Genomic DNA, 23,735 nt, shown 5'->3' with positions numbered 1-23,735 from the left:
CACATGGGGGTGCTAGGATGGAGGGTGGAGGGAACTTTTATGGATTTCAAAGAACTGGCCAACAAAGTCCGCGAAGCAGCGGAAAACGCCCTTAAGCAGGCCGAAAGCAAATTCAACGAAGTGAAAGCTAGTCTTGATAAGGACGGCGACGGAGTACCGGATCAGCTCGAGGGGGTTATGAACCAGGCCAAACAGGCCGCCGAACAGGCCAAAACCAAATTCGAGGAGCTCAAGGCCAACCTGGACAAAGACGGTGACGGGGTGCCCGACCAGCTCAAGCACCTGAGCGAACAGGCCCAGCACGCCGCCGAGCAGGCCAGGGCCAAAGCCGAGGAGCTGGCCAAGGCTGCTCAGGATCGCCTGGGCAAGAAAAGCTAGTGGTCTGGTAACCAGGAATACGGCATACGCAGCAGTCTCTCTCAATGAGCCGCACATAGCAATTTTGGGCAGTCAACGTGCTTCAACACCTACCGCAAAATAAGTGCAGCGTCGTATAGACCCCCATACACTGCCTACCCCCCCCAGCAGGGGAGGGCAAGGGTGGGGTTGCCATGGAAGGGCAAATCCCCAGGTATAGCCATCTCTACGCCGCTGTAATACCGGATTCAAAAAGATAATCATCCAAACCAAAGACCCTCAGAGGCTATCTTTTTGAATCCTAGAGCACACCCCTCCCGAACGGTCGGCGAAAAAAGCGTCTCCCTTCCAAGGGGCTTACGCCCTCCGCTACGCGGATAACTTCGGCCCGGTTAGTTCGGCGCCGTATGGCGCCGAACTAACCGAATCTGGTATTACAAACAGCGATAGGAACATGCTTGACTGCACCTGGGGTGTCGCCGGATGAGGGAGCTTGTAACGACCCTCAAAGCTAACTGCCTAGGTAAAGTTGGTATCAACAGAATCTGGTCTGACGCACATACCAAAAAAAACACTTACAGGGATGGCCAGACCAGCACCTCCTGTCCTACCCGCAGGTTGTAGAAGAACAGGGCATCGGAGGAGAGCAGCAGTTGTGGTCCGGTATTGCTTCTGGCCTCGACGGGCATTTGCAGGATGCGTTCTTCGGTGCGCACCTCAACCTGGCTGAAGGGGCCGTAGTGGCTGCGCCAGGCCCGGAGGAGCTGGGTATCGAGGCGGGCTGTGCTCGAGCCCTCCAGGCGGCCTACTACCAGGCGCACCGTGCGCGGGGTGCGGGCGGTGATCTGCACCAGCCCCAGCCGGGCCAACCGGCTGATGTTGAGCTGAACCTCATCACTGGAAATGCCGCTAATGGTCGCAAGGTCAAAGAGGCTGATGGGCTTGCTCATGTGCCGGAGCAACTCGAACTCGTCGGGCGAAAGGGTGAGGTGGGTGGTGCGGTTGGCATCGGCCAGATGCACTTGGTCGAAGGGGCTCAGGTCGAGGCGGGCATCCAGGAAGCGGATGGCCTCGAGCAGGTAGTTATCCAGGGAACCCAGCAGGCTCGACTGCCTGGCACGCTCGCCCTTCAGGTAGCGAAATTTGCCTTCGCTCAGAGCCAGAATCTCCAAGAGCCCGTCCTTGCCTGTTTTGCCCTTGTACTGGGCGTGCACCGGCTGGCCGCGCTCGAGGTACACCTCGCCCCCCGGCACCTTGAACACCCCCGTTTGACCGGCCTGCGAGAGAAGTTGCAGGATTTCAATGGGGCCCAGAAGCTCGAATGTACCTTCCATAAGAACAGATTGTGAGGGGAGAAGCAGATTGGCGCAGGTTACCCCCAGGTGGTTTGAGAAGCATCCATCATTGTAGCAGGCGTTGTTGGGAAGGCGCACCTGAGGGGTAGCCTACCCCTTTAAAGATAGGGGTTTTGGGGGGATAAGTGGTGGATTTGACCGAGAAATTGTTACGTGAAGGGTGTCGCTACCTGGCAGCCCCCAGGGTGCGCAACAGCAAGGGCAGGTAGCGGGGGCCAAAAAAAAGCACATGCACCAGCACGTAGTAAACCTGGTAGTGCGGAAGGGCCCGTTCAATCTCGGGGGGAATGGGGTAGAGCACGCGGTATACCTTCCAGAACGGAGCTGGAAAGCCGCCGAACAGGGTCATCATGGCCAGGTCAACCGCCCGTTCGCCCCACCAGACCGAGGGATCCAGCAGGGCCGGCCCCCCCTGGGCATGGCGCACATTCCCCTGCCACAGGTCGCCGTGGATCAGGGCCGGGCCCTCCTGGGGCAGGGGCTCCTTGAACAAGGCTTCGACCCGGGGGCCCAGCGGCCCCAACTGGCGCCAGGTGGCTTCCAGCAGGGGCTGGATGCGCTTTTCCACCCAGAAGCTTTGCCAGTCGCTTTGGGTTCCGCTCGGCAGCTCAAAACGGCCCAAAAATACCCGGTCGTCCCAGCCATAGCCCGGGGGGCGGAGCTTGTGCAGGCCGGCCAGCATCCGGGCCAGCTTTTGCCAGTCTGGCTCGCCTGGCGGGAGGTATTCCATCACCAGCCCTTCGTTGCTGGCCCAGTACATCTCGGGCACGCGCATGCCGGCCTGAGACAGGGCGAATAGCCCCCGGGCCTCGGCCTGGAACATACCGGCGGGGGGGCTGGGGTGGGTTTTGACCACATAGGGCCCGGCCCGCCAGACCTGGCCTATATCGCCCCCGTGCAGAGGCTCTAGGGGGTATTCCTTGAGCCGGGCCTGGCGCAGCAGTTCAGCGGGGTGCATGGGTCTGCAGGAACACCTCGAGCGCCTCGTCCAGCATCCGGTAGACCTGTTCAAACTGCTCCATACCGCCGTAGTAGGGGTCGGGCACCTCGCCGCCACCGTTTAGCTCCAGCAGCAGGCGGGCCTTGCCCCGGTGTGCTGGGAACATGCGCTCGAGGGTCCAGAGGTTTTCCTTGTCCATCACAAAAATATGGTCAAAGTGGTTTAAGTCCTCGGCGCGAACCCGGCGGGCGGTGTGGGGGAACAGGGCGTTGTACCGTGCCAGTACCTGCTCGGTGCGCGGGTCGGCGGGCTCGCCCTCGTGCCAGCCGCCGGTGCCGCAGGAGTCTACCTCGAACTCTCCCTCCAGGCCGCGCTCGCGCAGCTTGCGCCGCAAAATGCCCTCGGCCATGGGGCTGCGGCAGATGTTGCCCATGCAAACAAAAAGCACCCGCGTCATAGTTTTACGATAACGCCTTCGTGGGGGCGGAGCTCGAGCACCCCCTCCACTTTGTCGTAGCGGTCGAGGTAGGTCGAAAGCAGTACCTCCCCTCCGGGGGTGGAGAGGGTTTTGGGCTCCGGGGTAAAGTTCAGCGCCACCAGCACCTCACCGCCGCGCAGGTAGGCAAACACGCCTGCAGGGGCTTTGTAGGTCTGGTAGGCCCCGGTGAACAGGGCCGGTGTCTCCTTTCGCACCACCAGCAAGGTGCGAACTAGGGTCAGCATGGAGAAGGGGTCGGCATCCTGGGATTCCACGTTGTGTTCGGTGTAATCGGGCGAGATGGGCAGCCAGGGCTCACGGGTACTGAACCCGGCGTAGGCGTGGGGTGTCCACTGCATGGGGGTGCGCTCGGGGTCGCGGCCCGGATCCAGGCCATGTTCGCCCGTGGTCCCGCGCTGGCGCAAGGCGGCAGGGTCTTGCACCTTTTCGGGGGGAATTTGCCCATCCACCATGCCAATCTCGTCGCCGTAGTACCAGGTGGGCGAGCCTCGGAGGGTAAAGAGCATCATTGCAGCTACCCGGGCCTGGTCGTGTCCAATCCGCGTGGCCAGGCGGTGCTGGTCGTGGTTGCCCAGCACCCAGTTGGGGGTGGCGAAGGGCGGCAGGCTCTTTTCGTACTCCTCCACAATGCTGCGAATGTTCTCGGCAGTCCAGTTGGACAGGCCCCTGAAAATCAGGTGAAAGTTGAAGGGCAGGTGGCAGCCGGGCTTTTCTGCGGTGCCGTAGTAGGGCATGAGCTGCTCGTAGGGCAGGTAGATTTCGCCCACCATCACCCGGTCGCCCGGATACTCGTCCAGCACCGCGCGCATCTCCTGCACAATTTCGCGGGTCTCGGGTTGGTCTTCCTGGTAGATGTGAATATGGCGGAAGCGGTCGATGTCGCCGGGTTTGTAGTGGGGGTTGTCGGGTTCGTCGCGGAAGAGGGCGTCCTCGACTAAAAGCCAGAGCACATCAACCCGAAAACCGTCCACCCCCTTATCCAGCCAGAAGCGCATTACGTCGTACATGGCCCGGCGCACCTCGGGGTTGCGCCAGTTGAGGTCGGGCTGCTCGGGCAAAAACTGGTGCAGGTAGTACTGGCCGGTTTTGTCGTCGAAGGTCCAGGAGGGCCCGCCGAAGTAGGCCTGCCAGTTGTTGGGGGGGCCGCCGTCCGGGGCGGGGTCGCGCCAGACGTACCAGTCGCGTTTGGGATTATCGCGGCTGCTTCTGGACTCCTTGAACCAGGGGTGCTGGTCGGAGGTGTGGTTGGGCACAAAGTCGATGAGCACCCGGAGGCCCAGCCGGTGGGCGTCTTCCATCAGCCCGTCGAAGTCCTTCAGGGTGCCAAAGATGGGGTCCACATCGCAGTAGTCGGCTACGTCGTAGCCGAAGTCCTTCATGGGACTTTTGTAAAAAGGCGAAAGCCAGATGGCATCGAAGCCCAGGTCGCGGATGTAAGGCAGGCGCTTGCGGATGCCCGGCAGATCGCCGATGCCGTCGCCGTTCGAGTCCTGGAAACTGCGGGGGTAGATCTGGTAGATGCTTGCGGTTTTCCACCATTCCATAGGGTCTCCTTTACACTGGGTGCTGGACGAGCCACAGCCTGGCATAGGGCCCCAGGTAAGCCGGGGCGGGGGCCTGGCTGATCAGGTCGAAGGGCTGCACAACACCCTCCGCGCGCAAAGCCTCAAAGGGGAAAGGCTGGTCGTGTTCGCTGAAGTTGTAGACCTGCACCACAGTGCCCTGGGGGTGCGGGCGCTTGAGCAAGAGCAGGTGTGGGTTGGCTTGCCAAAGGGCCTGGGTAGGAAAGGCCGCGTGGAGCTGGGGGGTGCGGGCTCGAGCCTCCAGCAAGGCTTTCAGGCCGTGGAACAGGCGGTGCTCTACCGTGCCTCCCTGACGCCGCTTCTGGGCTTTGGCCCAGTCCATCCGGGGCCGGTGCAGCCAGCGGTTGTCGTCTTGGTGAGCAGGTTCCTTTACGTAGTCGTAGTCGTTGAGCATCCCTAGCTCGTCGCCCATGTAGATGAGCGGGATACCCTCACCGTAGCCGATAAAGACCGCATGGGCCAGCAGAAGGCGCTCTATGGCCAGGTTCACATGGCGTGGGTTGCCGGATTCCAGGGCGGTCTCGAGCCCGGCCAGGCTGGCCGCCATCCCCGAGGTGCGCCGGTCGCCGGTGGCGGGGTTTTCCTGAAAGTGCATCCCCCGGGCAAACGACCCCGGAAAGTCGCCCTTGTAAAACTCGGACAAAAAGCGGCGGTGGGCGGCCCCATCGAGTCCCACGGCGGCAGCGTCGGTGTCGGAGATGGCCCAGCCGATGTCGTCGTGGCAGCGCAGGTAGGTGGCCCAGGCCGTGCTGGGGGGCTTTTCCGGAAAGCGCTTCAGGGCCTGAGTGAAAAGGCGGGTATCGCGGCTGGCCAGGCTGCTCCAGATCTGCACCATTAGGGTGTTGTGATAGGCCAGCTCCGAAACCTTGCCGAAGTGCGCTCCGGTGCCCAGGTAGGCAATCAGGTCTTCGGGGGCCACAATGGCTTCGGCCTTGAAGGCCACGGCGGGGGCGCCGATCCGCACCGCCGCCCGCAGGGCTTGCGTAAGGGCGTGCACCTCGGGCTGGTTCTGGCAGTTCGTACCCAGGCGCTTCCAGGTGAAGGCGATGGCATCCAGCCGGAAGACCTCTACCCCCCGGTTGGCCAGCCACAAAATCAGGTCGAGGTACTCCAGGAACACCTCGGGGTTGCTCCAGTTCACATCCCACTGCCAGCTATTAAAGGTCGTCCAGACCCAGCCCCCCAGTTCGTCGTCCCAGGTGAAGTTGCCGGGGGCAAAGTCGGGGAAGACCTCGGGCAGGGTGCGCTCGAAAGCGTCGGGCAGGGTGCGGTCGGGGTAGATGTAAAAGTAGTCGCGGTACCGGGGGTCGCCCTGGCGGGCGGCCTGGGCCCAGGGGTGTTCGCGGGCTACGTGGTTTAGCACCAGATCCAGGCAAAGACTTATCCCCTCCTGGCGGAGCTTTGTGCAGAGGGCCTCGAGGTCGTCCATGGTTCCTAGGTCGGGGCGTACCCGGCGGTAGTCGGCCACCGCGTAGCCCCCGTCGTTTTCGCCCTGGCGGGGTAGCAGCAACGGCATCAGGTGCAGGTAGCGGATGCCCAGTTCCTTCAGGTAGGGAACGCGCTCGGCCACGCCCTTCAGGTTTCCGGCGAAGCGGTCGGTGTAGGCGATGTAGCCGTGTATGTGGGGCTTCTGAAACCAGTCCGGCGTGTGGATGCGCTCTAGGTCCAGGGCTTGCAGGTCGGTCGGTCGCTGGGCCAGGTTTTGCCCAAGCACCCGGGCCACCCGCTCGGCTACCCCATCGGCTTCTGGGTAGACCGCCTGCAAACCGGCTTTTAATTCGTTCAGATAGCGGTGAATCCGCGCCCTAAGGTCGGTAGCGCGGTAGGGGTCTAATGAAACCATTTGCTCCGCAATGCCCTGGAAAAAACGGCGGTCGTCCATGCGCCCATGTATTCTACGCAATCGCTGGGTGCCTTACCCACAAAGCGGGTTGTGCAGCCGGGCCCACGTTTTGCTCTTAAGAACGTAACGCTCCGGCGGGCTTTTCGTGAGGTCGGTTAGGGCTTTCTGAGCCTGCTCGGTTGCCTTTCTTAAGCTCTGGTTAATCCAGAAAAGCAACGCGCAAGAGTCCTTGTACTTTAGGGCTAAGAGTTGCTCGCTAAATGAGCAGGGTACCGGGGAGGATTACATGCAACGAATGAAGATGCTTTCGCTGCTGGGGGGGCTGGGGCTTTGTTTGGGGGCCTGTGGCGGGGGAGAGTACACCGACAACCCCACCCCCGATAGTTCCAATGGCCCTTTTCTGGCCGAGTCGCTGACCCAGCACCCTACCAACCAGCCCCTTACGTTGCTCTCGCGCTATGTGGTGGTGAGTGAGGAAAATGGCCGACTGCGGGCTAACTATGGCGGACTGCGCTACTGGCCCCGACAGGCCGACAAAAACCGCAACCCCAATAACCCCAACCAGGCTTCTGGACCGCGCTTCACCGAGTATGCCGGTTGGGATCTTCTGGATGCGCCCGGCTCCAGCTCGACCCGTGCGGACTGGCTGCGCCTGACCCTGACCCGCGAGGCCACAGTGGTGGTGGCCTGGGAGAACTCCGCGCTGTGGCTTTCGGGCTGGCGCCGGGGCGAGACCACCGCAGCCGATGGCAAGAAGTTCAACACCTACACCCGCACTTTCCGGGCCGGTGAAATTGCGTTGGGTTCCCCGGAAGGCAAAGGAGAGTACTGGGTGCTGCTGGCCGAGGGCAACGGACAGCCTTCGGCAGAACCCGCCCTACCGAGCGGCATTACCGAACGGCCCGTGCCCAACACCACCTGCCCCTCCTGGCTCGATAACCTCTGGGTAGCCAAAGGCCCCGATAACCGCAACTACCCCAGCTGGCATCCTCAGATCGACCCGGTCTACTGGTGCTATTACCGCCACGACCACAACTCCGACCCCGGCCTGGTTGGGTACCGGGCGCCCTTCCTCTATACCGCGCAGTACACCAACAACCAGCCCGAGCGGGCCGAGGGGTTCAAGGGCTTTGCCATTCGGGACGGCGACATCGGCTGGTACATCAACATCCACTCCGAGACCAGCACCGACCAGCGGGTTTGTGCCCGCTTCCACACCGTGGTGGTGGTGGCTACCCGCTGGCGTACCGGCGAGAAGCTGGCCGAACTCAACTACAAGGGCGACTTTGGGGCCTCGAGGCAAAACCAGGGCGATAATCCCTTTTTTGCCAACACCTGCACCGACCCCCGCACGGGCCAGCAGGTGAATCAAGAGCAAATCGGCCAGCAAGTGCAAAACACGCGTGCCTCCAAGCGCATCCGCATCGCGGCCAACAACTCCGGCTACGAACAGTGGGATGGCGGGTTGGTCAAGGCCCTGGGCATGGAGTTCAGCGGCCCTGGTATGGGCATTGACATCCAGAACCCCGCGACGGCCTGCAACAGCCTCAACTGCACCGATCTGATTACCAACAGTTCCTCCAGTACCCGCCGCACCTTGCAAATCATGAACCTGCGTCTGCGCTACAAGCCCGAGCTCGACCCCGATGGCGACGGCTACTTCGAGACCAACCTCTATGGCGATGGCCCCTATACCGCGGGTGACCGCAACTCCGGCGTCGGTCCGCTCAAGCAGTACATCAAGCCCGGAACCGACCTGCGCCTGGACGGCTTCTTCACCACCGAGGATGCCTGGCGGGGGCTGTATGTGCGCGGGGGCAGCACCCAGGACGTGGAGCTGGAAGGCGCACTGGGCACAGTTAACTGAGCGATGATGCCTCCTAGGGCATGTTCCACTGCACAGTAATGCTCCGCTGGGACTGATTGCTGCAACCGTTGCTGGTGCAAGCAAGGCCGTATATGTAGAAGAAAGGCTTCTTCTCCAGGGGGTCTACGCCGCGATCGATCACCGTGAAGGTAGCGGTCTGGGTGTTGGAGCTTCCCCGCACGGCGTTCTGCTCGATGGGTGTGACCTCGAGGCCCGCTGTGTTGCTCTGGTACTTTAAGTAGACCCGGGTCAAGCTGCTGTTGTTGAAAGTAACCCGTACCGTAAGGGTGGCGCTACCACCCCGGGCCAGGGAAAAGGGGTCGGCGGCCATGCTGAAACTTTCACCCGGAGCTGGGGAAGGTGGAGGGGAACCAGGGTTGTTGGGAGGCTTGAAAACGCTTTGACCCCCACAGGCCGCAAGTGGGGCCAGGAGCAACACCACTAGATAGGCTGCGCGCATAGTTTGCAGTGTAGAGAGATGGCCGTGGGGGAAGTCTTAGGGCTTGCTAATGAAATCTTTATGTAACAAACTTTGACCCCTTTTACCCCGATAGGCCCCCTAAAATGTACCCGTATGGGCAAACGTTTGGCCGTTCTTGTGTTGCTCGTTTGGGGATTGGCTGCTTTCGCACAGGGCAACCGACCCTTCGCCGGAGCCAGCCTGGTGTTTCAGTGGGTAGAGGGCACCCCCCTCACCAGCTTGATGTTGCAGGCGGGAAGCTACAATTTGGGGGGTGGCTTTGGGGCCAGGGCCAATGTGGGGATTGGGATAAGCCCCAACTTTTTGGAGCTGGGGGCCGACCTGCTGTTCCCGTTGAGCGCCGGTCGGCTGCTGCCTTATGGGGGGATTGGCGCCAACTGGGTGGGTTTGGGGGCGCTGAACTTTTTTGGGATTCGGGGTCTGGCCGGGGTGAATTACAGCACCGCCAGCGATTCTGGCTTGTTTGCCGAGGCCGTCCCGACCCTTTACCTGGCCAGCGATGCCACCGGGATTTACGGAACGGCTTTTGGAATCCAGATTCGCTTTGGGGTCAACTACCTTTTTTGAGACACCCTCACCAGGGTTTGCCCTGCCTGTTGCTCTATATTTCTGTTGCTGGAACTACACCAGGATAGGAAAAAAGGGGCGTACGCTATAGCGACATGGACACCCGTCAGGCTCTCCTGCAAAAGGCCCGTAAAGCGTTTGCAGAGCGCGGGTATGCGGCGACCAGCCTGGAATACCTGGCGCGAACCCTGGGTCTGACCAAAGCGGCAGTCTATCACCACTTTGCTTCCAAGCGGGCTCTGCTGGAAGCTTTGCTCGAGGAGGGCTTCCAAGAGACCCAGCGGGGGCTTTCGCGCCCCGGCACCCTGCACGAGCGCCTGATGGCCCTGGCCCTGGCCTACCGTGGTCAGGTAGAACCTCTGACCGCCCTCATGACCGCCCACTCGAGCCGCCGGGGGGGCGATCAGGAAGCGGTGTTGCTGGCCCGAGAAGCTATGAGCCGGGTTGTGGAGCAACTCGCAAATATATTGGAGAAAGTCTCACCTGGACATGGCAGAGCGCTCGCGGTGGTGTTCACTTCAATCGTGCACGGGGCATACATGACCGCCCAGCACATGCCCGGTTTTTCGGCTGAAATGCTCTTACAAGAAGGGGTAGACCTCTTTGTGCGGGGCCTGCCCGAATAGAGCAACACTTAGCGCTCTGGATTATTTGCCATGAGCCAGTTGTCTAATACCGGATTCAAAAAGATAGTCATTCAAACCAAAAAATCCAGAGGCTATCTTTTTGAATCCTAGAGCACTCCTTTCAGTCGGGTTGGTTCGTCACTGTTTAGTGACGAACTAACCGAATCTGGTATAACTTGAGCTTTGGGCCTTCAGCTTTCGGCTTTTGCTTCTTTAAGCCCAGGCTCAGCCTGGATCTGCCACAATAGCCTTATGGCCTTGGTGCTGCTGATCGAAGACGATCTGGGGGTACGTGAAGCGTTGCGCTTGGGGCTGGAGCTCGAGGGCTACCAGGTACTGGAAGCGGCCAGTGGCGCCGAGGGTTTGCGCAAGCTGGCCGAGGGCCCGGATATGGTGGTGCTGGATGTGCTGTTGCCGGGGGGCGATGGATTTGGGGTTTTGCGCGAGATTCGCCGGGTGAGTGCGGTGCCGGTGCTGATGCTCACGGCCCTGGACGAGGTGGAGTGGCGGGTCAAAGGCCTGCGTGAAGGGGCCGACGACTATCTGGTCAAACCCTACGCCCTTTCGGAGCTCGTGGCCCGCCTCGAGGCCCTGTTGCGTCGCAGTAAGCGCGACGCGGAGGTGCTCTCCTACGCCGATGTACTGCTGTACCCACGCAAAATGGAGGCCCGCCGGGGGGAGCGGCTGCTGGAGCTTTCGCCTAAAGCCTTGCAGATATTGCAGTGTTTTTTGGAGCACCCCGAGCGCCTCTTGCCCAAGGAAACCCTGATGCAGCGGGTCTGGGGCGAGGAAGTCGAGCCCAACACCCTCGAGGTGCACCTTTCTGCGTTGCGCCGTGCCTTGGGTGAGCCCATGCTGCTCCACACCCTGCGAGGGCATGGCTATATCTTGAGGAAGTGATCGAGGCCCACAGCACCCAACGCACCGCTTTGCTCTGACCCCCGACCCCTGCTCCCGGTTCCCCGACCCTACTCATGACCCTTCGCCTGCGACTACTCCTGTGGCTGCTGCTGGCCCTGGCCCTGCTCTGGGTTCCGCTGGGTGTTTTAACGGTTCGGCAGGCCCAGCGCACCGTGCAGGATACCCTCGAGCGGGCCGCCCTCTTCAGGCTGGGTTTTCTGGTCAGTCAAGGGCAGGTGCGCATTCAGGATTTGGCGCAAATAGTGCAGGAGTTCGGCGGGGTTGGCTTTATCCTGAGCCCCGCAGGCCGCATTGCCTACACCGACCTGGGCGATTATCAACTCCCCGAGGGCCTCGAGGAGGCGCTGTCCCAGGGCCAGAGCTTTCGCCAGATTCGGGACAACTGGTTGTGGGTGGCGCTGCCCAGCGACGTGGGGGGATTGGGCCTGGGCACCCCTCTGGAAGAGGTGGCCGCTCTACCCCAGCGGTTGCTGCAGATTTATCTGGGGATTGGGGGTGTGCTGGCCCTGCTGGCGTTTACGGTGGGGGCCTTTGGCCTTTCCCGGTCGCTGCGTCCGCTGGACACGGTTTCGCGGGAACTGGCCCGGCGCAACGCCGAAAACCTCGAGCCGCTTCCGTCGCCCCTGCTTCCCGAAGCCCGTCCTGCGGTGGAAGCCATGAATACCCTGATGAACGAGCTTAAAGCCGCTCTGCACCGGCTCAAAGTGCAGGAGCAGGCTGCGCGGCGTTTTGCCTACGGGGCCTCGCACGAACTGCGCAACCCCCTGGCTGCCCTCAAGGGCTACCTGGAGGTGTTGCAGCGCCGGCCCGGGGAACCCAGGGCCACCGAGGGCGCCCTGCGCGAGGCGCTGCGCATGGAGTCGCTTTTGCAGGGCTTGCTAACCCTGGCCCGGCTGGAAGGCCAGGGCCGGGTACCGGTAGAGCCGCTGAACTTGAAAGCTTTTCTCGAGCAACGCGGGCTACAGGTTGAGGGGAGTGGATGGGTGGAGGCCGACCCCAGGCTGCTTTCGCTGGTGATTGAAAACCTTGTTCAGAACGCCCAAAAGCACGCTGGTGGTCTGGAGAAGATTGTGCTCGAGCCCGAGCATAAAGGGTTCTGGCTTTGGGTCTACGACCGAGGCCCCGGCTTCCCGAACGAGGTTCTGCCCAGAGCTTTCGAAGCTTTCGTCAAGAACGACCGAAGCGATGGGGTAGGCCTGGGCTTAGCGATGGTAGCCGCTATCGCCCAGGGAATGGGAGGCAAGGCCCGCGCCGAGAATCGCCCCGGGGGTGGGGCCCGGGTGGGGGTTTGGTTGCCTGGGGCCAGGGGCTAAAGGGCGAAGAACCTCCAGTGCACTCAACCCTGTCTCTGTCGGCCATCCGGCGTCGGCGTTGCCCCGGCCCTGGAGGTGTATTTTGCTGGGCCGTACAATGGCTTCGAATGAGACAGGAATACGACTACGTCATTGTGGGGGCGGGTTCGGCGGGTTGCGTGCTGGCCAGCCGGCTGAGCGCCAAGCCCGACCTCAAGGTGCTGGTGCTCGAGGCCGGTGAGCCCATGCAGGGCCTGTACCACAAAGCCCCGGCGGCCTTTCCCAAGCTGTTCAAGGGCCCCTACGACTGGGCTTTTTCCACCGAACCACAGGCTTTGCTGGGGGGGCGCATTTTGTACTGGCCCCGGGGCAAGGGGCTGGGGGGCAGCAGCGGTATCAATGCCATGATTGCGATTCGCGGTAACCCCCGCGACTACGACGACTGGCAACAGCCGGGGTGGTCGTTTGCCGAGGTGCTGCCTTACTTCAAGAAACTCGAGACCCACCCCCTGGGCCCCTCCGAGTACCACGGCGACCGCGGCCCCTTGCACGTAGAGGTACGTAAGTACACCAATCCCCTGAGCCTGGCTTTCGTTGAGGCCGCTGCGCAGTGGGGTCTGGAGCACAACCATGACTTCAACGGCCCCCGGCAGGAAGGGGTGGGCCTTTTTCACGTCAGCCAGAGAAACGGGGCCCGGCACAGCGCGGCCACGGCCTACCTGCTACCGGCCCTGCCGCGCCCCAACCTGGATGCCCAGACCGGGGCCAGGGCCCACCGCATTCTGTTCGAGGGAGCTAAGGCTACTGGGGTGGAGTACCGCCACCAGGGCCAGCTCTGGCGGGTGCGGGCCAGTCGCGGGGTGATCGTCTCGAGCGGTGCGGTGCAGTCGCCTCAACTCCTGATGCTCTCTGGGATTGGCCCTGCCGATTCTCTGAAATCGCTTGGAATCGAGGTGCGCCTGGATCTGCCGGTAGGCCAGAACCTCTGGGATCACCTGGCCCTACCGGTCATCTGGCATTGCAAGGCGCCTGTGAGCCTGGACAAGGCCGAGAACCTCGCCAATACCCTCCGCTACCTGCTCACCCAAAGCGGCCCCTTTGTGAGCAATGTGGCCGAGGCCGGGGCTTTTGTGCGCACCCGGCCCCAGGCCCCCGCGCCCGATTTGCAGTACCACTTTGGGCCGGCCTTCTTCAGCAACCACGGCTTCGACCGCGAGGAGGGCTACTTTTTCACCATAGGCCCTACGCTTATTGCGCCCCAGAGCCGGGGGTTCATTGGCCTTAAGAGCGTCGACCCGGAGGCCGCGCCGCTCATCGAGCCGCACTACCTGAAGGAGCCGCAGGATCTGGAAGTGTTGCGAATCGGAATGGAGTGGGCCCGCGAAATTGCTGCCCAGAAAGCTTTTGATCCCTACCGGGGGCAGCCCCACCATCGCCAGGCCGAAGTAAAAAGCCCTGTTGAAATGGCCGCCTACATTCGGCAGCATGCCCAGAGCCTCTACCACCCTGCTGGTACGTGCAGCATGGGGCAGGTGGTAGACGAACATCTGAAGGTTTACGGTACCGAGAACCTTTACGTAGTGGACGCCTCGGTGATGCCGGGGGTGGTTCGCGGCAACACCAACATTCCCACCCTGATGGTGGCAGAGCGAGCCGCCGACCTGCTGCTGGGGGTTTAGATGTTGGGCTTCAAGCTCGGTTTAAGTCTGGGCCAGACGCAGGCTTTCTTCCCGATGAAGAATCCAGGCTCAGGGCAACCGCAAAGTCAGCAAACCTCAAGGTACACTCCCCCCTCCCCTTGTGGGGGAGGGTTAGGATGGGGGGTGGTGCGCAAAGAGAACGCCTTCGACTTTGGATTTTTGCCCTACGTAATACCAGATTCGGTTAGTTCGTCACCGAAGGGTGACGCACTAACCCGACCGAAGTTATCCGCGTAGCGGAGGGCGATACCGCCCCTTGGAAGGGAGACGCTTTCTTCGCCGACCGCCAGGGAGGGGTGTGCTCTAGGATTCAAAAAGACAACCTATGGGTTTTTGGTTTTTTGAACTGTCTTTTTGAATCCGGTATAAGTCAAGCCGCGAGGCTCGATCACCCCCGCCCTCTCCCATCGAGGGAGCGGGCGCTTTTCCCTCATATACAAACCTGCATTCATCCGCTACACTACGGTTGCCCGCCGCCGCGCGTGCATTTCCCGGAGACACAATGGAACTCAGAAATATCGCAATTATTGCGCACGTAGACCACGGTAAGACCACCCTGGTAGACGCGATGCTTAAACAGGCCAAGGCCCTCTCGCGCCACGACGAGGGCGGCGAGCGCATCATGGACTCCAATGACCTCGAGCGCGAGCGCGGCATTACCATTCTGGCCAAGAACACCGCGGTGGAATGGGGCGGCGTCAAGATCAACATTGTGGATACCCCCGGCCACGCCGACTTTGGCGGCGAGGTGGAGCGGGCTTTGAGCATGGTGGACGGGGTGCTCTTGCTGGTAGACGCCGCCGAAGGCCCCATGCCCCAGACCCGTTTTGTGCTGAAGAAAGCCATTGAGGCCGGCCTCAAACCCATTGTGGTCATCAACAAGGTAGACAAAAAAGACGCCAGGCCCGACGAAGTTCTGAACGAGACCTTCGACCTGATGGCCGAGCTGGGAGCCAGCGAAGAACAACTTGACTTTCCCTACCTGTATGCGGTGGGCCGGGAGGGGACGGCCTGGCTGGGCCAGACCCCCAAGCCCGACCTGACCGACCTCTTCGAGACCATCCTGCAGCACATCCCCGCCCCCCAGGTGGCCCTAGGCCCCTTCCAGCTTCGGGTGGCCAACCTGGACTACTCCAACTTCCTGGGCAAGATTGCCCTGGGCAAGGTGCACCGGGGTACGGTGCGCAAGAACCAGTTTGTGACCATTCTGGGTGAGCACGGCCAGCGCGACCTGAAGGTGGTGGCGGTCTTTACCCACCGGGGCCTGGAGCGCCTCGAGGTAGACGAAGTCACCCCCGGCGACATCGTGGCCATCGCGGGCATGGAGGGTGTGGAAATCGGCGATACCATTGCGGCCCGGGAAGCCCCCGAGGCCCTACCCCGCCTGGCAGTGGACGAGCCCACGGTGAGCATTACCGTGACCCCCAACACCTCGCCTTTTTCGGGCAAGGAAGGCAAGTTCGTCACCAGCCGCCAGATTCGCGAACGTCTCCACAAAGAGCTCGAGACCAACGTGGCCCTGCGTGTAATCGAGGTTACCCCCGACACCTTTGAGCTACACGGACGCGGCGAACTCCACCTCTCGGTGCTCCTGGAGACCATGCGGCGCGAGGGCTTCGAGCTATCGGTGGGCCAGCCCAGCGTGCTGTTTAAGGAAGTGGACGGCCAGATTCAAGAGCCCTACGAGTACCTGGTAGTAGACGTGCCCGAGGCCAGGTTCGGCCCAGTGATGGAGACCCTGGGTAGCCGCAAGGCCCAGATGGTGCATATGGAGCAGGAAGCTGGACGCATCCGCGCCGAGTTCACCGTACCGGCCCGGGCCCTGTTTGGTTTTCGCACCCTGTTCCTGACCCTTACCGCGGGCGAGGGCGTGATGAGCCACAACTTCCATGCCTACGGGCCGCACGTGGGCAGCCTGGAAACCCGCACCACCGGCTCAGCGGTGGCCATGGAGGCCGGGGTGGCCTACGCCTACAGTCTGTATCGCTTGCAGGAGCGCGTCAATTTCTTCATCGAGCCGGGCACCGAGGTCTATGTGGGCATGATTGTGGGCGAGCACGTGCGCGACAACGATCTGAACGTGAACGTCAACATCAACAAAAAGCTCACCAACGTGCGGGCGGCGGGCTCCGACGAGAACATCCGCCTCATTCCCCCGCGCAAGTTCACCCTCGAGGAGGCCCTGGAGTTCTTAGCCCCCGACGAGCTTCTGGAAATCACCCCCCAGAACCTGCGCCTCAGGAAGCGGGTGCTCGACCCCAGCCAGCGCAAGCGGGCCGAGGCGGTTTAGCCACAGCGATTGAATCGAGCCAGAGCAGCCCGGCCCTCCGCTGTCCCGCCCGGAACCTCTGCGCCGGCCAGCGAAATCATGTAATAGCCTGCGGCGTTTCCAGCCTCCACCACCACATAGTACGTGCCGCCCTGAAGCCGCTCCCGCAATTCGGGGCCTTTGCGGGCGACCAGGCCGTGGCCGCGATACTCGCGCCAGCCGCCCTCAAAAACCCTGGCCCCCAGGCCCTCAGGAACGGCGAAAGGTGGGCGTTGGTTCCCTTGAACCCCCGGCCCTACCAGCCACATCCGGGGCTGAAAAGCGGCGGGACAGGCGGCTCCCACAAAAAGCCCCAGATCCAACACAAAACCGGCGGCCAGTTCAAAGATATAGAAGCCAAGCTGGCCCGCCCCTAGTTGACCTGTAACAACCTTGGAGATGGTGGGCTCGAGAACCCGGTAGGCCTGCTGTAAGGTGGGTGAGCCGGGGTTCCAGAACGGCTGGTGGGCCCATCCCAGCGAACAAAGCCCAATAAAAAGGCCAATCATCCACTTTTTCATCCCATCATTCTGCACAAGCTGCGCCGAAGCCAGTGTACTGGCGGATAGACTTCCAACTTGCCTTCCTTTCCCGACCCCGCTTCCCTGTCCCCTCTGGGCCCGCTCCTACCTTGAGCTTTGCGCCTGGAGCCTTTAGCCTGATGCCGGTATGCAGACCGACACCACTGCACGGCTCCTGATCACCTGCCCTGACCGGCCCGGTATTGTGGCGGCGGTCTCGAACTTTCTTTTCAACCACGGGGCCAATATCACCGCCCTCGACCAGCACTCCACCGACCCTGAGGGGGGGCTATTTTTCATGCGCCTGGAGTTTCAGACCCCCCACCTCGATGTCTCGAGGGAAATCCTGGAAAAAGCCTTTGCCGAGCGGGTAGCGGCCCGTTTCGAGATGGACTGGCGTATCGCCTACGCCGCCGACCTCAAAAAGGTGGCCATTCTGGTCTCCAAATACGACCACGCCCTCTTGGAACTCCTCTGGCGGCACAGCAACCTCGAGCTGCCCTGCCAGCTGACCCAGGTGATTTCCAACCACCCAGACCTGCGGCCGGAGGTCGAGCGCTTTGGCATCCCCTACCACCACGTACCGGTGGAGAAAGACCGCAAAGAGGAAGCGGAAGCCCAGATGTTGCAACTGCTGGAGGATACCGACCTTGTGGTGCTGGCCCGCTACATGCAGATCCTCACCCCGCAGTTTGTGGCGCGCTATCCCAATCGCATCATCAACATCCACCACTCCTTCTTGCCCGCTTTTGTGGGGGCCAACCCCTACAAACAGGCCTACACGCGCGGGGTGAAGATTATCGGCGCCACCGCCCACTACGTCACCGAGGCCCTCGACCAAGGGCCCATCATCGAACAGGACGTGGCCCGGGTCTCGCACCGGCACGATGTGGCCGAGCTGGTGCGGCTGGGCCGGGACTTGGAGCGCAATGTGCTGGCGCGGGCAGTGCAGTGGCACCTCGAGGACCGCATTATCGTATACGGCAACAAAACGGTGGTGTTTTCATAATTGCACTTCATATCGTCTTCACCGTAGTTGATTACACTATTGGGAGGAGGTTTTTGAGATGTCTATGAGAAACGCTTCGATTGCCCTGGGTGTGTTGCTGGTGGTGGGGGGTGGGGTGGCCTGGTTCAATCTGAGCAAGAGCCAGAGCCCGCTCCCGGCCCCCAGCGAACCGCAGACGCAAGTGCAGGTGCAGTCGTTTGACCAGAACCGGGCTTTGCTCGAGAACGAACGCAACACCGTGGACGTGGTGCAGCGTAGCGGGGACGGCGTGGTGTTCGTGGCGGTGCGGAGTGCGCCGCAGGCTGGCCGGGACTTTGGCTTTTTCTCACCCTTTTTGCAGCCCCAGCCGCAGGAAGGCTCGGGCTCGGGCTTTGTACTCGATCAGGACGGCCTGATCCTCACCAATTACCACGTGATCGAGGGGGCCGACCAGATCACGGTGCGCTTTCACAACGACCCCAAAAGCTATCCCGCCCGGGTGATTGGCCGGGCCGAGCCCTTAGACCTGGCCCTGATCCGGGTGCAGGCCCCGCGGGAGAAGCTCAAGCCCATGCGCTTAGCCGACTCCGACCAGGTGCGGGTGGGGCAGAAGGCCATTGCCATGGGCAACCCTTTTGGGCTGGAATTTACGGTCACTGAAGGCATTGTCTCAGCCATCAGGCGCAACCCCAACGATGGCAGCGGGGGGGGTAAGGGGGCGTTTGTGCCCACCGTCATCCAGACCGATGCAGCCATTAACCCCGGCAACTCCGGGGGGCCGCTGCTCAACTCCCGCGGCGAGGTAATCGGCATCAACACCTTCATCTATAGCTCCGCTGGGGCCTTTGGGGCGGCCCAGTCGGCAGGGATTGGCTTTGCCATCCCCATCAACCTGGCCAAGCAGTACCTGGCCGACCTCAAGGCTGGGAAGGATATCACCGCCGAGGAGATCCTGCGCTCCCGCCCCCGCTTAGGGGTGACCCTGTCGGCGCTCTCGATGGGCGAGTACCCCGAGAACATTCGCCGCCAGAACCGCCTGCCGGATACCGGTCTTATGATTCAACAGGTGGAGCGGGGCGGCCCAGCCGAGCGGGCGGGCTTGCGGCCAGCCACCCGTACCGTGCAGCTACAGCTTCGCACCGGGCAGGTGATTGAACTGGGGGTCAATGGTGATATCCTGCTCGAGGCCGACGGTAACCCCATCAACAATATCAACGACCTGCGCGCGGTGCTGCTCTCCAAAAAGCCAGGCGAAGCCGTGAACCTGAAGGTCTGGCGCGACGGCCAGACCCGCGATGTGCGGGTGGTGCCGCAGGTGATTCGCTGAGGGCGGGCGGGGCAATTTGACCGCCCTAGAGCCTTCTGGTTGTGACCCCCATCGCCAGATACAACCCAGCTCGAGCGCAGTGACAAACCCTCCCGCACACGGGAGGGTTTCGGGCTGTGAAGGATGCACTGCGGTAACGACTCGTTGACCTGCGACTGGGTTTGGGGGTCTGCACAACGCCGCGCTACATTGCCTTTCATCTGCGTTGCCTATACTGGGCCCAATGTGGCGGCTCTTGGCGGTTATTTTGCTCTTTGGCACGGGGGCGCTGGCCCAGTTCGACCCTACCCGGCAGTGGTTTACGCTCCAGACCGAGCATTTTGACATTCACTACCATGCGGGCCTGGGGCGCGTGGCCAGCGAGGCGGCCATATATGCCGAAAACGCCTACCAACTGCTCCAGGCCGATTTCGAGCCGCCGCCTGGGCGCATCAGCATTGTGCTTTCGGACGTGGGCGACACCCTTAACGGCTTTGCCAACCCTGCTAACAACGTGGTGGGCATTTTTACCGGACAGTTCCGCAGCTCGGATTTATTCAACCCCCGGCTTTCTTCCTGGTGGGAGACGGTCATCTTCCACGAGATTGTGCACATGTTCGATCTCTCGCAGGTGCGGGGCCCCCTCAAAGACCGCACCCGCATCTTTGGGCAACTGCCTTCGCAAAACGCGGTGAAGCCCTTTCCCTTTGTGGAAGGCACGGTGCTTTACTTCAAGCACAAAAAGCTGGGGGAGTCGCGCCAGAACGACGCCACCACCCGCATGATGCTGCGCCAGATGGTGCTTTCGGGCCGGTTTCCTGCCCTGGACGAGATTCGCCAGGCCTACAGCAAGTCCACCTGGCCCTACCTGGGCTTTCTGGTCTATAACTACAGCGCCTGGTTGGTGCAGTACCTGGAGGTGCGCTTTGGCGAGGATGCCTACCGCCGTTTCACCGATGCCAACGCGGCCATGCTGGCCACCAAGGACTTCAACGAGCCTTTCCTAAAAGCCTTTGGGCTCTCGCTCGACCAGATTTACGCCGACTTTGTGCGCTGGCTGCCCAGCCAGTTTCAGGACGAAATTGCCCGCATCCGGGCCCAGGGCCTGACCCCGGTGCAAAAGCTCAGCAACCTGGGTTTTTTTAGCGAGGGCGCTACCGATTCGGCCAATGGAATTGTGTACGCGCACGCTTCGCCCGTGCGCAGCGGCCTGCGCCTCATCGTAAACGAGCGCGAACGGGAACTGCTGAACGGCCCGGCCCAGTACCCGCAGTGGTCGCCGGACGGGCGGTACTTGCTGTTTACCGCCAGCAGCACCACCAGCCCCTACTTTGTGGGTAGCGACCTTTATCGGTACGACCGCCTGGAAGACCGCGTGAAGCGGCTCACCAATGGGGAGCGGGTCTACTACGCCCGCTATGCCCCCGACGGCCAGAGCATCTTTATGGCCAGGAACACGCCGGACGGCTCCACCGAACTGGCCCGCTATTTTCTCGAGCTCGAGCGCACCCAGCCCCTGCGAAGCTTCCCCAACCAGGATGGGGTGGTGCATTCTTTTGCGGTATCGCCCGATGGGGGCTCGCTTATCCTATCTCTTCTGCGCCGAGGGGGGTTTCAAGACCTCTACCGCTACACCCTACAAACCGGGGCCCTGACCCCCCTCACCCAGGATAAAAACATAGACAGCGACCCGGTCTTCAGCCCCGACGGCCAGTACGTGATTTACAGCAGCGATGTAAACCGGGTCTACAACCTCTATGCCTACCGCCTGGTGGACGGCGCGGTTTTTCAGGTGACCAACCTGCTCACCGGGGCCTACCGGCCCACCCTTTCGCACAGCAAGCAGCAGATCATCTTTACCGGCTACGACGAAACGGGCTACAACCTCTACCAGACCCCCTACAACCCCAGCGCCTGGAAGCGGGTGGAACTGAAACGCGAACCCCTGCCCCCCTTCGAGCCTGCTGAGGCGGCCAAAGGCCAGCGCTACGACCCTTTGCGCTACCTGCGCCCCCTGTACTGGCTGCCCCTGGCCGATGTGAGTGTGGATGGCTTTGGGCTGAACGCTTTTCTGGGGGTTTCCTTTGGGGCTTCCGACCCGGTGGGTATCCATGCCTATGAGGTTGGGGCCGGGTTTGACAGCAACTTGCGGGGGATTTTTTACAATGCGGCCTACCAGTTTGCGGGCTTGGGTTTTCCCATCACCCTGCAAGCGGCGGGGTCGGGTAGCGATAATGCCCAGGGTATTGCTGCTTCGTTCTGGTCGCCGCAGGGCAGTTTGGGGTTGCAGTACGTACGTTCTGATGTCCTCGAGTCCGCCCTTGACCCCATCCAGAATACCGTTACCCACGCCTTTTCGGTTCGCTTGAGCGGCCTCAACAGTACGGCCAGCGACCTCTTTCGCTTCCGAAGCAGCCTGAGCGCGGTGGGCACCGCCTTTGTGCGGGAGGGCAGTCCGGACTGGCGCTATAGTGTTCGGGGGGCTTTGGGATTTCAGTTCCGCCTGCCGCTGGAAGCCTCGCACCTGATCGGGCTGCGGGTTGGGGGTGGCTTTACTACCTCGCCCCTGGCCTTCGATGCCTTTGATTTGGGCTCGCTGCCGCTGGTGGTGGGCAGTACGCCGGTGCTGGCGGTGCGGGGCTATGGGCTGGGTCAACTGCGCGGGTCGCAGGCGCTGGTGGGGTCGCTGGAGTACCGCCTGCCGCCCTGGAGCATCGAGCGGGGCTTTGGCAACTGGCCGGTGTTTTTTGACGACCTGAGCCTATCGGTCTTTGTGGATGCGGGGGTGGCCGGTTCGCCCCTGGACTGGAGCCAAACGCGTTTTGCGGTGGGCGCAGAGCTGCGGCTGGGCCTGACCTTGTTTTATCTGGCACCGGGCAGCAGCATAGCACTGGGGGGCGCCCAGGGGATTGGCGAGCCGGGGCCCAGGTTTTACCTGAACCTGGTTTTGCCGGGGTTGTAGTTTCCACAAGAGCAAAGCCCGGCCCCCGGATGCTTGTGTTTCGAGTTTCCGGGCGGCAACTGTTCGGTCTCGGATAGTGGATTCTTGATTCTCGGGAGGCTCGTTCCATGTGAAGAGCGCTCTATGGGAGTAGCTTTAGCCCCAGCCGGGGCGGTTCGGTGGGGTAGAGGTTGTCCAGGGCCACCACCGCAATGCGGGCGCCGCCACGTTTACCGGAGAGCTGGGAAGCCAAGCTTACAAACTCCTCGAGGGCAATCCCCCCCCGGGCCAGTTTTTCAGGAACCCAGCCGGCCCCGCTGAGCCGGCTCTCCGCCTGCTGGCTAAGGGCATTGAACTTGCGCCGCATCTCGCTCATGCTGGCCGGGAGCACCAGGGTGGTTGCCGCCAGCACCTCCCCCTCGGCAAAGGCCTGTTCCCGGGCTCGGTACTCAATCACCACCAGGGCCCGCCCTTCGGCGCTGATGCTCTGGATGCGGGCCAGAAAAAGACCCGGCTTGAGGTTGTTCAGACTGGGGTTTTCCAACACCTGAAGGCCCCGCAGTCCGATCAGACGCACCCGGTTGTCGGCCCGCCGGGTGACCTCCTCCAGGGCTATCTGCTCGTTGCCCGGCTCCACCAGTTCTTCGGCCAGCAGGTTCATGGACAGGCTTTTGTCCAGAGTAGCGGCTATCAGCCGGTTTCGTTCGCGCAGCTGCTGCAGCTCGCGCTGGGCCTCCAGCAGCTTGTTGCGCAACTCGCCATTCTCGCGCTGAAGGGCCTCGAGGGTGCGGTTGGGGGTGTCGCTGGGGGGCGCTTGCAAGGCGCTGCTGCCCAGCACCGCCACATCGCCCTCGAGGTTGCGTTTGTCGGCCTCGAGCTGGCGCAAGCGGGTCTCGAGCTCCCGGGTGCGGGCCTGGAGGCCGGTTAGGCGGGCCTGAGCTTCACGACGCGCTTGTTCGAGCTTTTCTTTTTCGCTTTGTAGTTTCTGGAGCTGGTTTTGCGCGTTGCGCCCGGCAGCCTCGAGCTCGCGGAGCTGCCGCTTGGCCAGTTCAGCCTGGGCCAAGAGCTGGTCGCGACCGCTCAGGAGCTGGGCCTTTTCGCTTTGCAAAGTGGTCAGGGCCTGCCGCAGCGGGGCTTGGGCCTGCCGCAGGGAGTTCCGCTCGGCCTCGAGTTTCTCGACTTCCTGGCGCAACTTCTCCCGCTCGATCAGGGCGTCCTCGAGGTCCTGGCGGGTCTGGCGCTGGAGCTCGACGTTTTGCGCGAGCTGCCTTGCTAGCAGGGTGTTGTTCTTCTCGAACTCGTCGCGCTCAGTTTTGAGCTGCTCGTACTGGCTGAAAATGCTGGCCGCACGGCTTTCCAACCGCGTCACCTCGTTGCGCAACCGGTCGCGCTCCTGGCGCACCGCCTCGGCCTGCAGGATGGTCTCGCGGGCATCGCGCACCAGCAAGAAGAAGGCCCCAAAAGCCCCCAGACCAATCAGCACCCCCGTCGCTACTGCCACCAGCGTGGCGGTGGCCTTGGGACGCAGGCCCAAAAAACGCCAGTGGCGCTTGCCCACCCGCTTGGCCACCAGGTCGCCCACATAGGCCACCAGGCCCGCCACGAGCACTAGAAGGATCAGGATGGCCCAGAAAGTCATA

The 23,735-nt window shown here is 62.1% G+C and carries 19 protein-coding genes; 11 read left to right on the top strand and 8 right to left on the bottom strand.

The features are described 5' to 3' along the window. The first annotated feature begins 39 nt into the window (after positions 1 to 39). Positions 40 to 378, top strand: a complete 339-nt coding sequence (locus tag Q0X23_RS02965) for a dolichyl-phosphate-mannose-protein mannosyltransferase (RefSeq protein WP_297858910.1) — start codon at positions 40 to 42, stop codon at positions 376 to 378. A 554-nt stretch (positions 379 to 932) separates the two neighbouring features. Here Q0X23_RS02965 and Q0X23_RS02960 read toward each other — a convergent pair. From Q0X23_RS02960 to Q0X23_RS02940, 5 genes are all read right to left on the bottom strand, one after another. Further along, positions 933 to 1,691, bottom strand: a complete 759-nt coding sequence (locus Q0X23_RS02960) for a DUF4388 domain-containing protein (RefSeq protein ID WP_297858909.1) — start codon at positions 1,689 to 1,691, stop codon at positions 933 to 935. 187 nt (positions 1,692 to 1,878) lie between these two features. Continuing rightward, the gene (locus Q0X23_RS02955) at positions 1,879 to 2,670 is read right to left on the bottom strand and encodes a fructosamine kinase family protein (protein ID WP_297858908.1); all 792 of its coding nucleotides are present in this window, start codon (positions 2,668 to 2,670) and stop codon (positions 1,879 to 1,881) included. Then, the gene (locus tag Q0X23_RS02950; protein WP_297858907.1) at positions 2,657 to 3,109 is read right to left on the bottom strand and encodes a low molecular weight protein-tyrosine-phosphatase; all 453 of its coding nucleotides are present in this window, start codon (positions 3,107 to 3,109) and stop codon (positions 2,657 to 2,659) included. The genes Q0X23_RS02955 and Q0X23_RS02950 overlap by 14 nt, the downstream gene beginning before the upstream one ends. Then, on the bottom strand, positions 3,106 to 4,695 hold the full coding sequence (locus Q0X23_RS02945) for an alpha-amylase family glycosyl hydrolase (protein WP_297858906.1): 1,590 nt from the start codon (positions 4,693 to 4,695) through the stop codon (positions 3,106 to 3,108). Before Q0X23_RS02945 ends, Q0X23_RS02950 begins: the two co-directional genes overlap by 4 nt. Positions 4,696 to 4,705: 10 nt before the next feature. Continuing rightward, positions 4,706 to 6,616 (bottom strand): alpha-amylase family protein, encoded by a 1,911-nt coding sequence (locus Q0X23_RS02940; protein ID WP_297858905.1) that lies wholly within the window; start codon positions 6,614 to 6,616, stop codon positions 4,706 to 4,708. Positions 6,617 to 6,863: 247 nt separating this feature from the next. Here Q0X23_RS02940 and Q0X23_RS02935 point away from each other — a divergent pair, with 247 nt between their 5' ends. After that, complete coding sequence (locus tag Q0X23_RS02935; RefSeq protein ID WP_297858904.1) at positions 6,864 to 8,444, top strand: hypothetical protein; 1,581 nt, start codon at positions 6,864 to 6,866, stop codon at positions 8,442 to 8,444. A 13-nt stretch (positions 8,445 to 8,457) separates the two neighbouring features. Here Q0X23_RS02935 and Q0X23_RS02930 read toward each other — a convergent pair whose 3' ends face one another. After that, positions 8,458 to 8,904 (bottom strand): hypothetical protein, encoded by a 447-nt coding sequence (locus tag Q0X23_RS02930; RefSeq protein WP_297858903.1) that lies wholly within the window; start codon positions 8,902 to 8,904, stop codon positions 8,458 to 8,460. 114 nt (positions 8,905 to 9,018) lie between these two features. Between Q0X23_RS02930 and Q0X23_RS02925 the strand changes: the two genes are divergently transcribed. The 6 genes from Q0X23_RS02925 (at position 9,019) to typA (ending at position 16,321) form a co-directional block, all read left to right on the top strand. After that, positions 9,019 to 9,492, top strand: coding sequence for a hypothetical protein (locus tag Q0X23_RS02925; protein WP_297858902.1), 474 nt, complete (start codon positions 9,019 to 9,021; stop codon positions 9,490 to 9,492). A gap of 95 nt (positions 9,493 to 9,587) precedes the next feature. Next, a complete protein-coding gene (locus Q0X23_RS02920; protein WP_297858901.1) occupies positions 9,588 to 10,118 on the top strand; it encodes a TetR/AcrR family transcriptional regulator in 531 nt (176 codons plus the stop codon). A 252-nt stretch (positions 10,119 to 10,370) separates the two neighbouring features. Continuing rightward, entirely contained in the window at positions 10,371 to 11,018 is a 648-nt protein-coding gene (locus Q0X23_RS02915; RefSeq protein ID WP_297858900.1) for a response regulator transcription factor, read from the top strand. Between the two features lie 74 nt (positions 11,019 to 11,092). Next, positions 11,093 to 12,352 (top strand): HAMP domain-containing sensor histidine kinase, encoded by a 1,260-nt coding sequence (locus Q0X23_RS02910; RefSeq protein WP_297858899.1) that lies wholly within the window; start codon positions 11,093 to 11,095, stop codon positions 12,350 to 12,352. Positions 12,353 to 12,459: 107 nt separating this feature from the next. Beyond that, positions 12,460 to 14,010, top strand: coding sequence for a GMC family oxidoreductase (locus Q0X23_RS02905; protein WP_297858898.1), 1,551 nt, complete (start codon positions 12,460 to 12,462; stop codon positions 14,008 to 14,010). A 523-nt stretch (positions 14,011 to 14,533) separates the two neighbouring features. After that, positions 14,534 to 16,321 carry a translational GTPase TypA gene (typA, locus tag Q0X23_RS02900; RefSeq protein ID WP_297858897.1) on the top strand — a complete coding sequence of 596 codons (1,788 nt, stop codon included), beginning with the start codon at positions 14,534 to 14,536 and terminating at the stop codon, positions 16,319 to 16,321. On the opposite strand, the gene Q0X23_RS02895 is transcribed toward typA, so the two are convergent. Continuing rightward, positions 16,318 to 16,860, bottom strand: a complete 543-nt coding sequence (locus Q0X23_RS02895; RefSeq protein ID WP_297858896.1) for a hypothetical protein — start codon at positions 16,858 to 16,860, stop codon at positions 16,318 to 16,320. The genes typA and Q0X23_RS02895 overlap by 4 nt on opposite strands. A gap of 148 nt (positions 16,861 to 17,008) precedes the next feature. Here Q0X23_RS02895 and purU point away from each other — a divergent pair, with 148 nt between their 5' ends. From purU to Q0X23_RS02880, 3 genes are all read left to right on the top strand, one after another. Continuing rightward, on the top strand, positions 17,009 to 17,869 hold the full coding sequence (gene purU / locus Q0X23_RS02890; protein WP_297858895.1) for a formyltetrahydrofolate deformylase: 861 nt from the start codon (positions 17,009 to 17,011) through the stop codon (positions 17,867 to 17,869). A 58-nt stretch (positions 17,870 to 17,927) separates the two neighbouring features. Continuing rightward, positions 17,928 to 19,175 carry a S1C family serine protease gene (locus tag Q0X23_RS02885; RefSeq protein WP_119341233.1) on the top strand — a complete coding sequence of 416 codons (1,248 nt, stop codon included), beginning with the start codon at positions 17,928 to 17,930 and terminating at the stop codon, positions 19,173 to 19,175. 223 nt (positions 19,176 to 19,398) lie between these two features. After that, the gene (locus tag Q0X23_RS02880) at positions 19,399 to 22,116 is read left to right on the top strand and encodes a DPP IV N-terminal domain-containing protein (RefSeq protein WP_297858894.1); all 2,718 of its coding nucleotides are present in this window, start codon (positions 19,399 to 19,401) and stop codon (positions 22,114 to 22,116) included. A gap of 121 nt (positions 22,117 to 22,237) precedes the next feature. Here Q0X23_RS02880 and Q0X23_RS02875 read toward each other — a convergent pair whose 3' ends face one another. Continuing rightward, the gene (locus tag Q0X23_RS02875; protein ID WP_297858893.1) at positions 22,238 to 23,734 is read right to left on the bottom strand and encodes a DUF3084 domain-containing protein; all 1,497 of its coding nucleotides are present in this window, start codon (positions 23,732 to 23,734) and stop codon (positions 22,238 to 22,240) included. Position 23,735: the final 1 nt, after the last annotated feature.

This window comes from Meiothermus sp. (genome assembly GCF_026004115.1).
GTDB lineage: Bacteria > Deinococcota > Deinococci > Deinococcales > Thermaceae > Meiothermus.
The sequence above is the reverse complement of the archived record's forward strand: the minus strand, read 5'-3'. Positions and strand labels throughout refer to the sequence as shown.

Excerpts from the sequence above, each read along its gene's own strand:
- Q0X23_RS02920 (WP_297858901.1), top strand. The coding sequence starts at position 9,588 with ATGGACACCCGTCAGGCTCTCCTGCAAAAGGCCCGTAAAGCGTTTGCA.
- Q0X23_RS02935 (WP_297858904.1), top strand. The coding sequence starts at position 6,864 with ATGCAACGAATGAAGATGCTTTCGCTGCTGGGGGGGCTGGGGCTTTGT.
- Q0X23_RS02910 (WP_297858899.1), top strand. The coding sequence starts at position 11,093 with ATGACCCTTCGCCTGCGACTACTCCTGTGGCTGCTGCTGGCCCTGGCC.
- Q0X23_RS02925 (WP_297858902.1), top strand. The coding sequence starts at position 9,019 with ATGGGCAAACGTTTGGCCGTTCTTGTGTTGCTCGTTTGGGGATTGGCT.
- Q0X23_RS02895 (WP_297858896.1), bottom strand. The coding sequence starts at position 16,860 with ATGAAAAAGTGGATGATTGGCCTTTTTATTGGGCTTTGTTCGCTGGGA.
- Q0X23_RS02950 (WP_297858907.1), bottom strand. The coding sequence starts at position 3,109 with ATGACGCGGGTGCTTTTTGTTTGCATGGGCAACATCTGCCGCAGCCCC.
- typA (WP_297858897.1), top strand. The coding sequence starts at position 14,534 with ATGGAACTCAGAAATATCGCAATTATTGCGCACGTAGACCACGGTAAG.
- Q0X23_RS02885 (WP_119341233.1), top strand. The coding sequence starts at position 17,928 with ATGTCTATGAGAAACGCTTCGATTGCCCTGGGTGTGTTGCTGGTGGTG.
- Q0X23_RS02945 (WP_297858906.1), bottom strand. The coding sequence starts at position 4,695 with ATGGAATGGTGGAAAACCGCAAGCATCTACCAGATCTACCCCCGCAGT.
- Q0X23_RS02940 (WP_297858905.1), bottom strand. The coding sequence starts at position 6,616 with ATGGACGACCGCCGTTTTTTCCAGGGCATTGCGGAGCAAATGGTTTCA.
- Q0X23_RS02955 (WP_297858908.1), bottom strand. The coding sequence starts at position 2,670 with ATGCACCCCGCTGAACTGCTGCGCCAGGCCCGGCTCAAGGAATACCCC.
- purU (WP_297858895.1), top strand. The coding sequence starts at position 17,009 with ATGCAGACCGACACCACTGCACGGCTCCTGATCACCTGCCCTGACCGG.
- Q0X23_RS02915 (WP_297858900.1), top strand. The coding sequence starts at position 10,371 with ATGGCCTTGGTGCTGCTGATCGAAGACGATCTGGGGGTACGTGAAGCG.
- Q0X23_RS02880 (WP_297858894.1), top strand. The coding sequence starts at position 19,399 with ATGTGGCGGCTCTTGGCGGTTATTTTGCTCTTTGGCACGGGGGCGCTG.
- Q0X23_RS02875 (WP_297858893.1), bottom strand. The coding sequence starts at position 23,734 with ATGACTTTCTGGGCCATCCTGATCCTTCTAGTGCTCGTGGCGGGCCTG.
- Q0X23_RS02965 (WP_297858910.1), top strand. The coding sequence starts at position 40 with ATGGATTTCAAAGAACTGGCCAACAAAGTCCGCGAAGCAGCGGAAAAC.
- Q0X23_RS02930 (WP_297858903.1), bottom strand. The coding sequence starts at position 8,904 with ATGCGCGCAGCCTATCTAGTGGTGTTGCTCCTGGCCCCACTTGCGGCC.
- Q0X23_RS02905 (WP_297858898.1), top strand. The coding sequence starts at position 12,460 with ATGAGACAGGAATACGACTACGTCATTGTGGGGGCGGGTTCGGCGGGT.
- Q0X23_RS02960 (WP_297858909.1), bottom strand. The coding sequence starts at position 1,691 with ATGGAAGGTACATTCGAGCTTCTGGGCCCCATTGAAATCCTGCAACTT.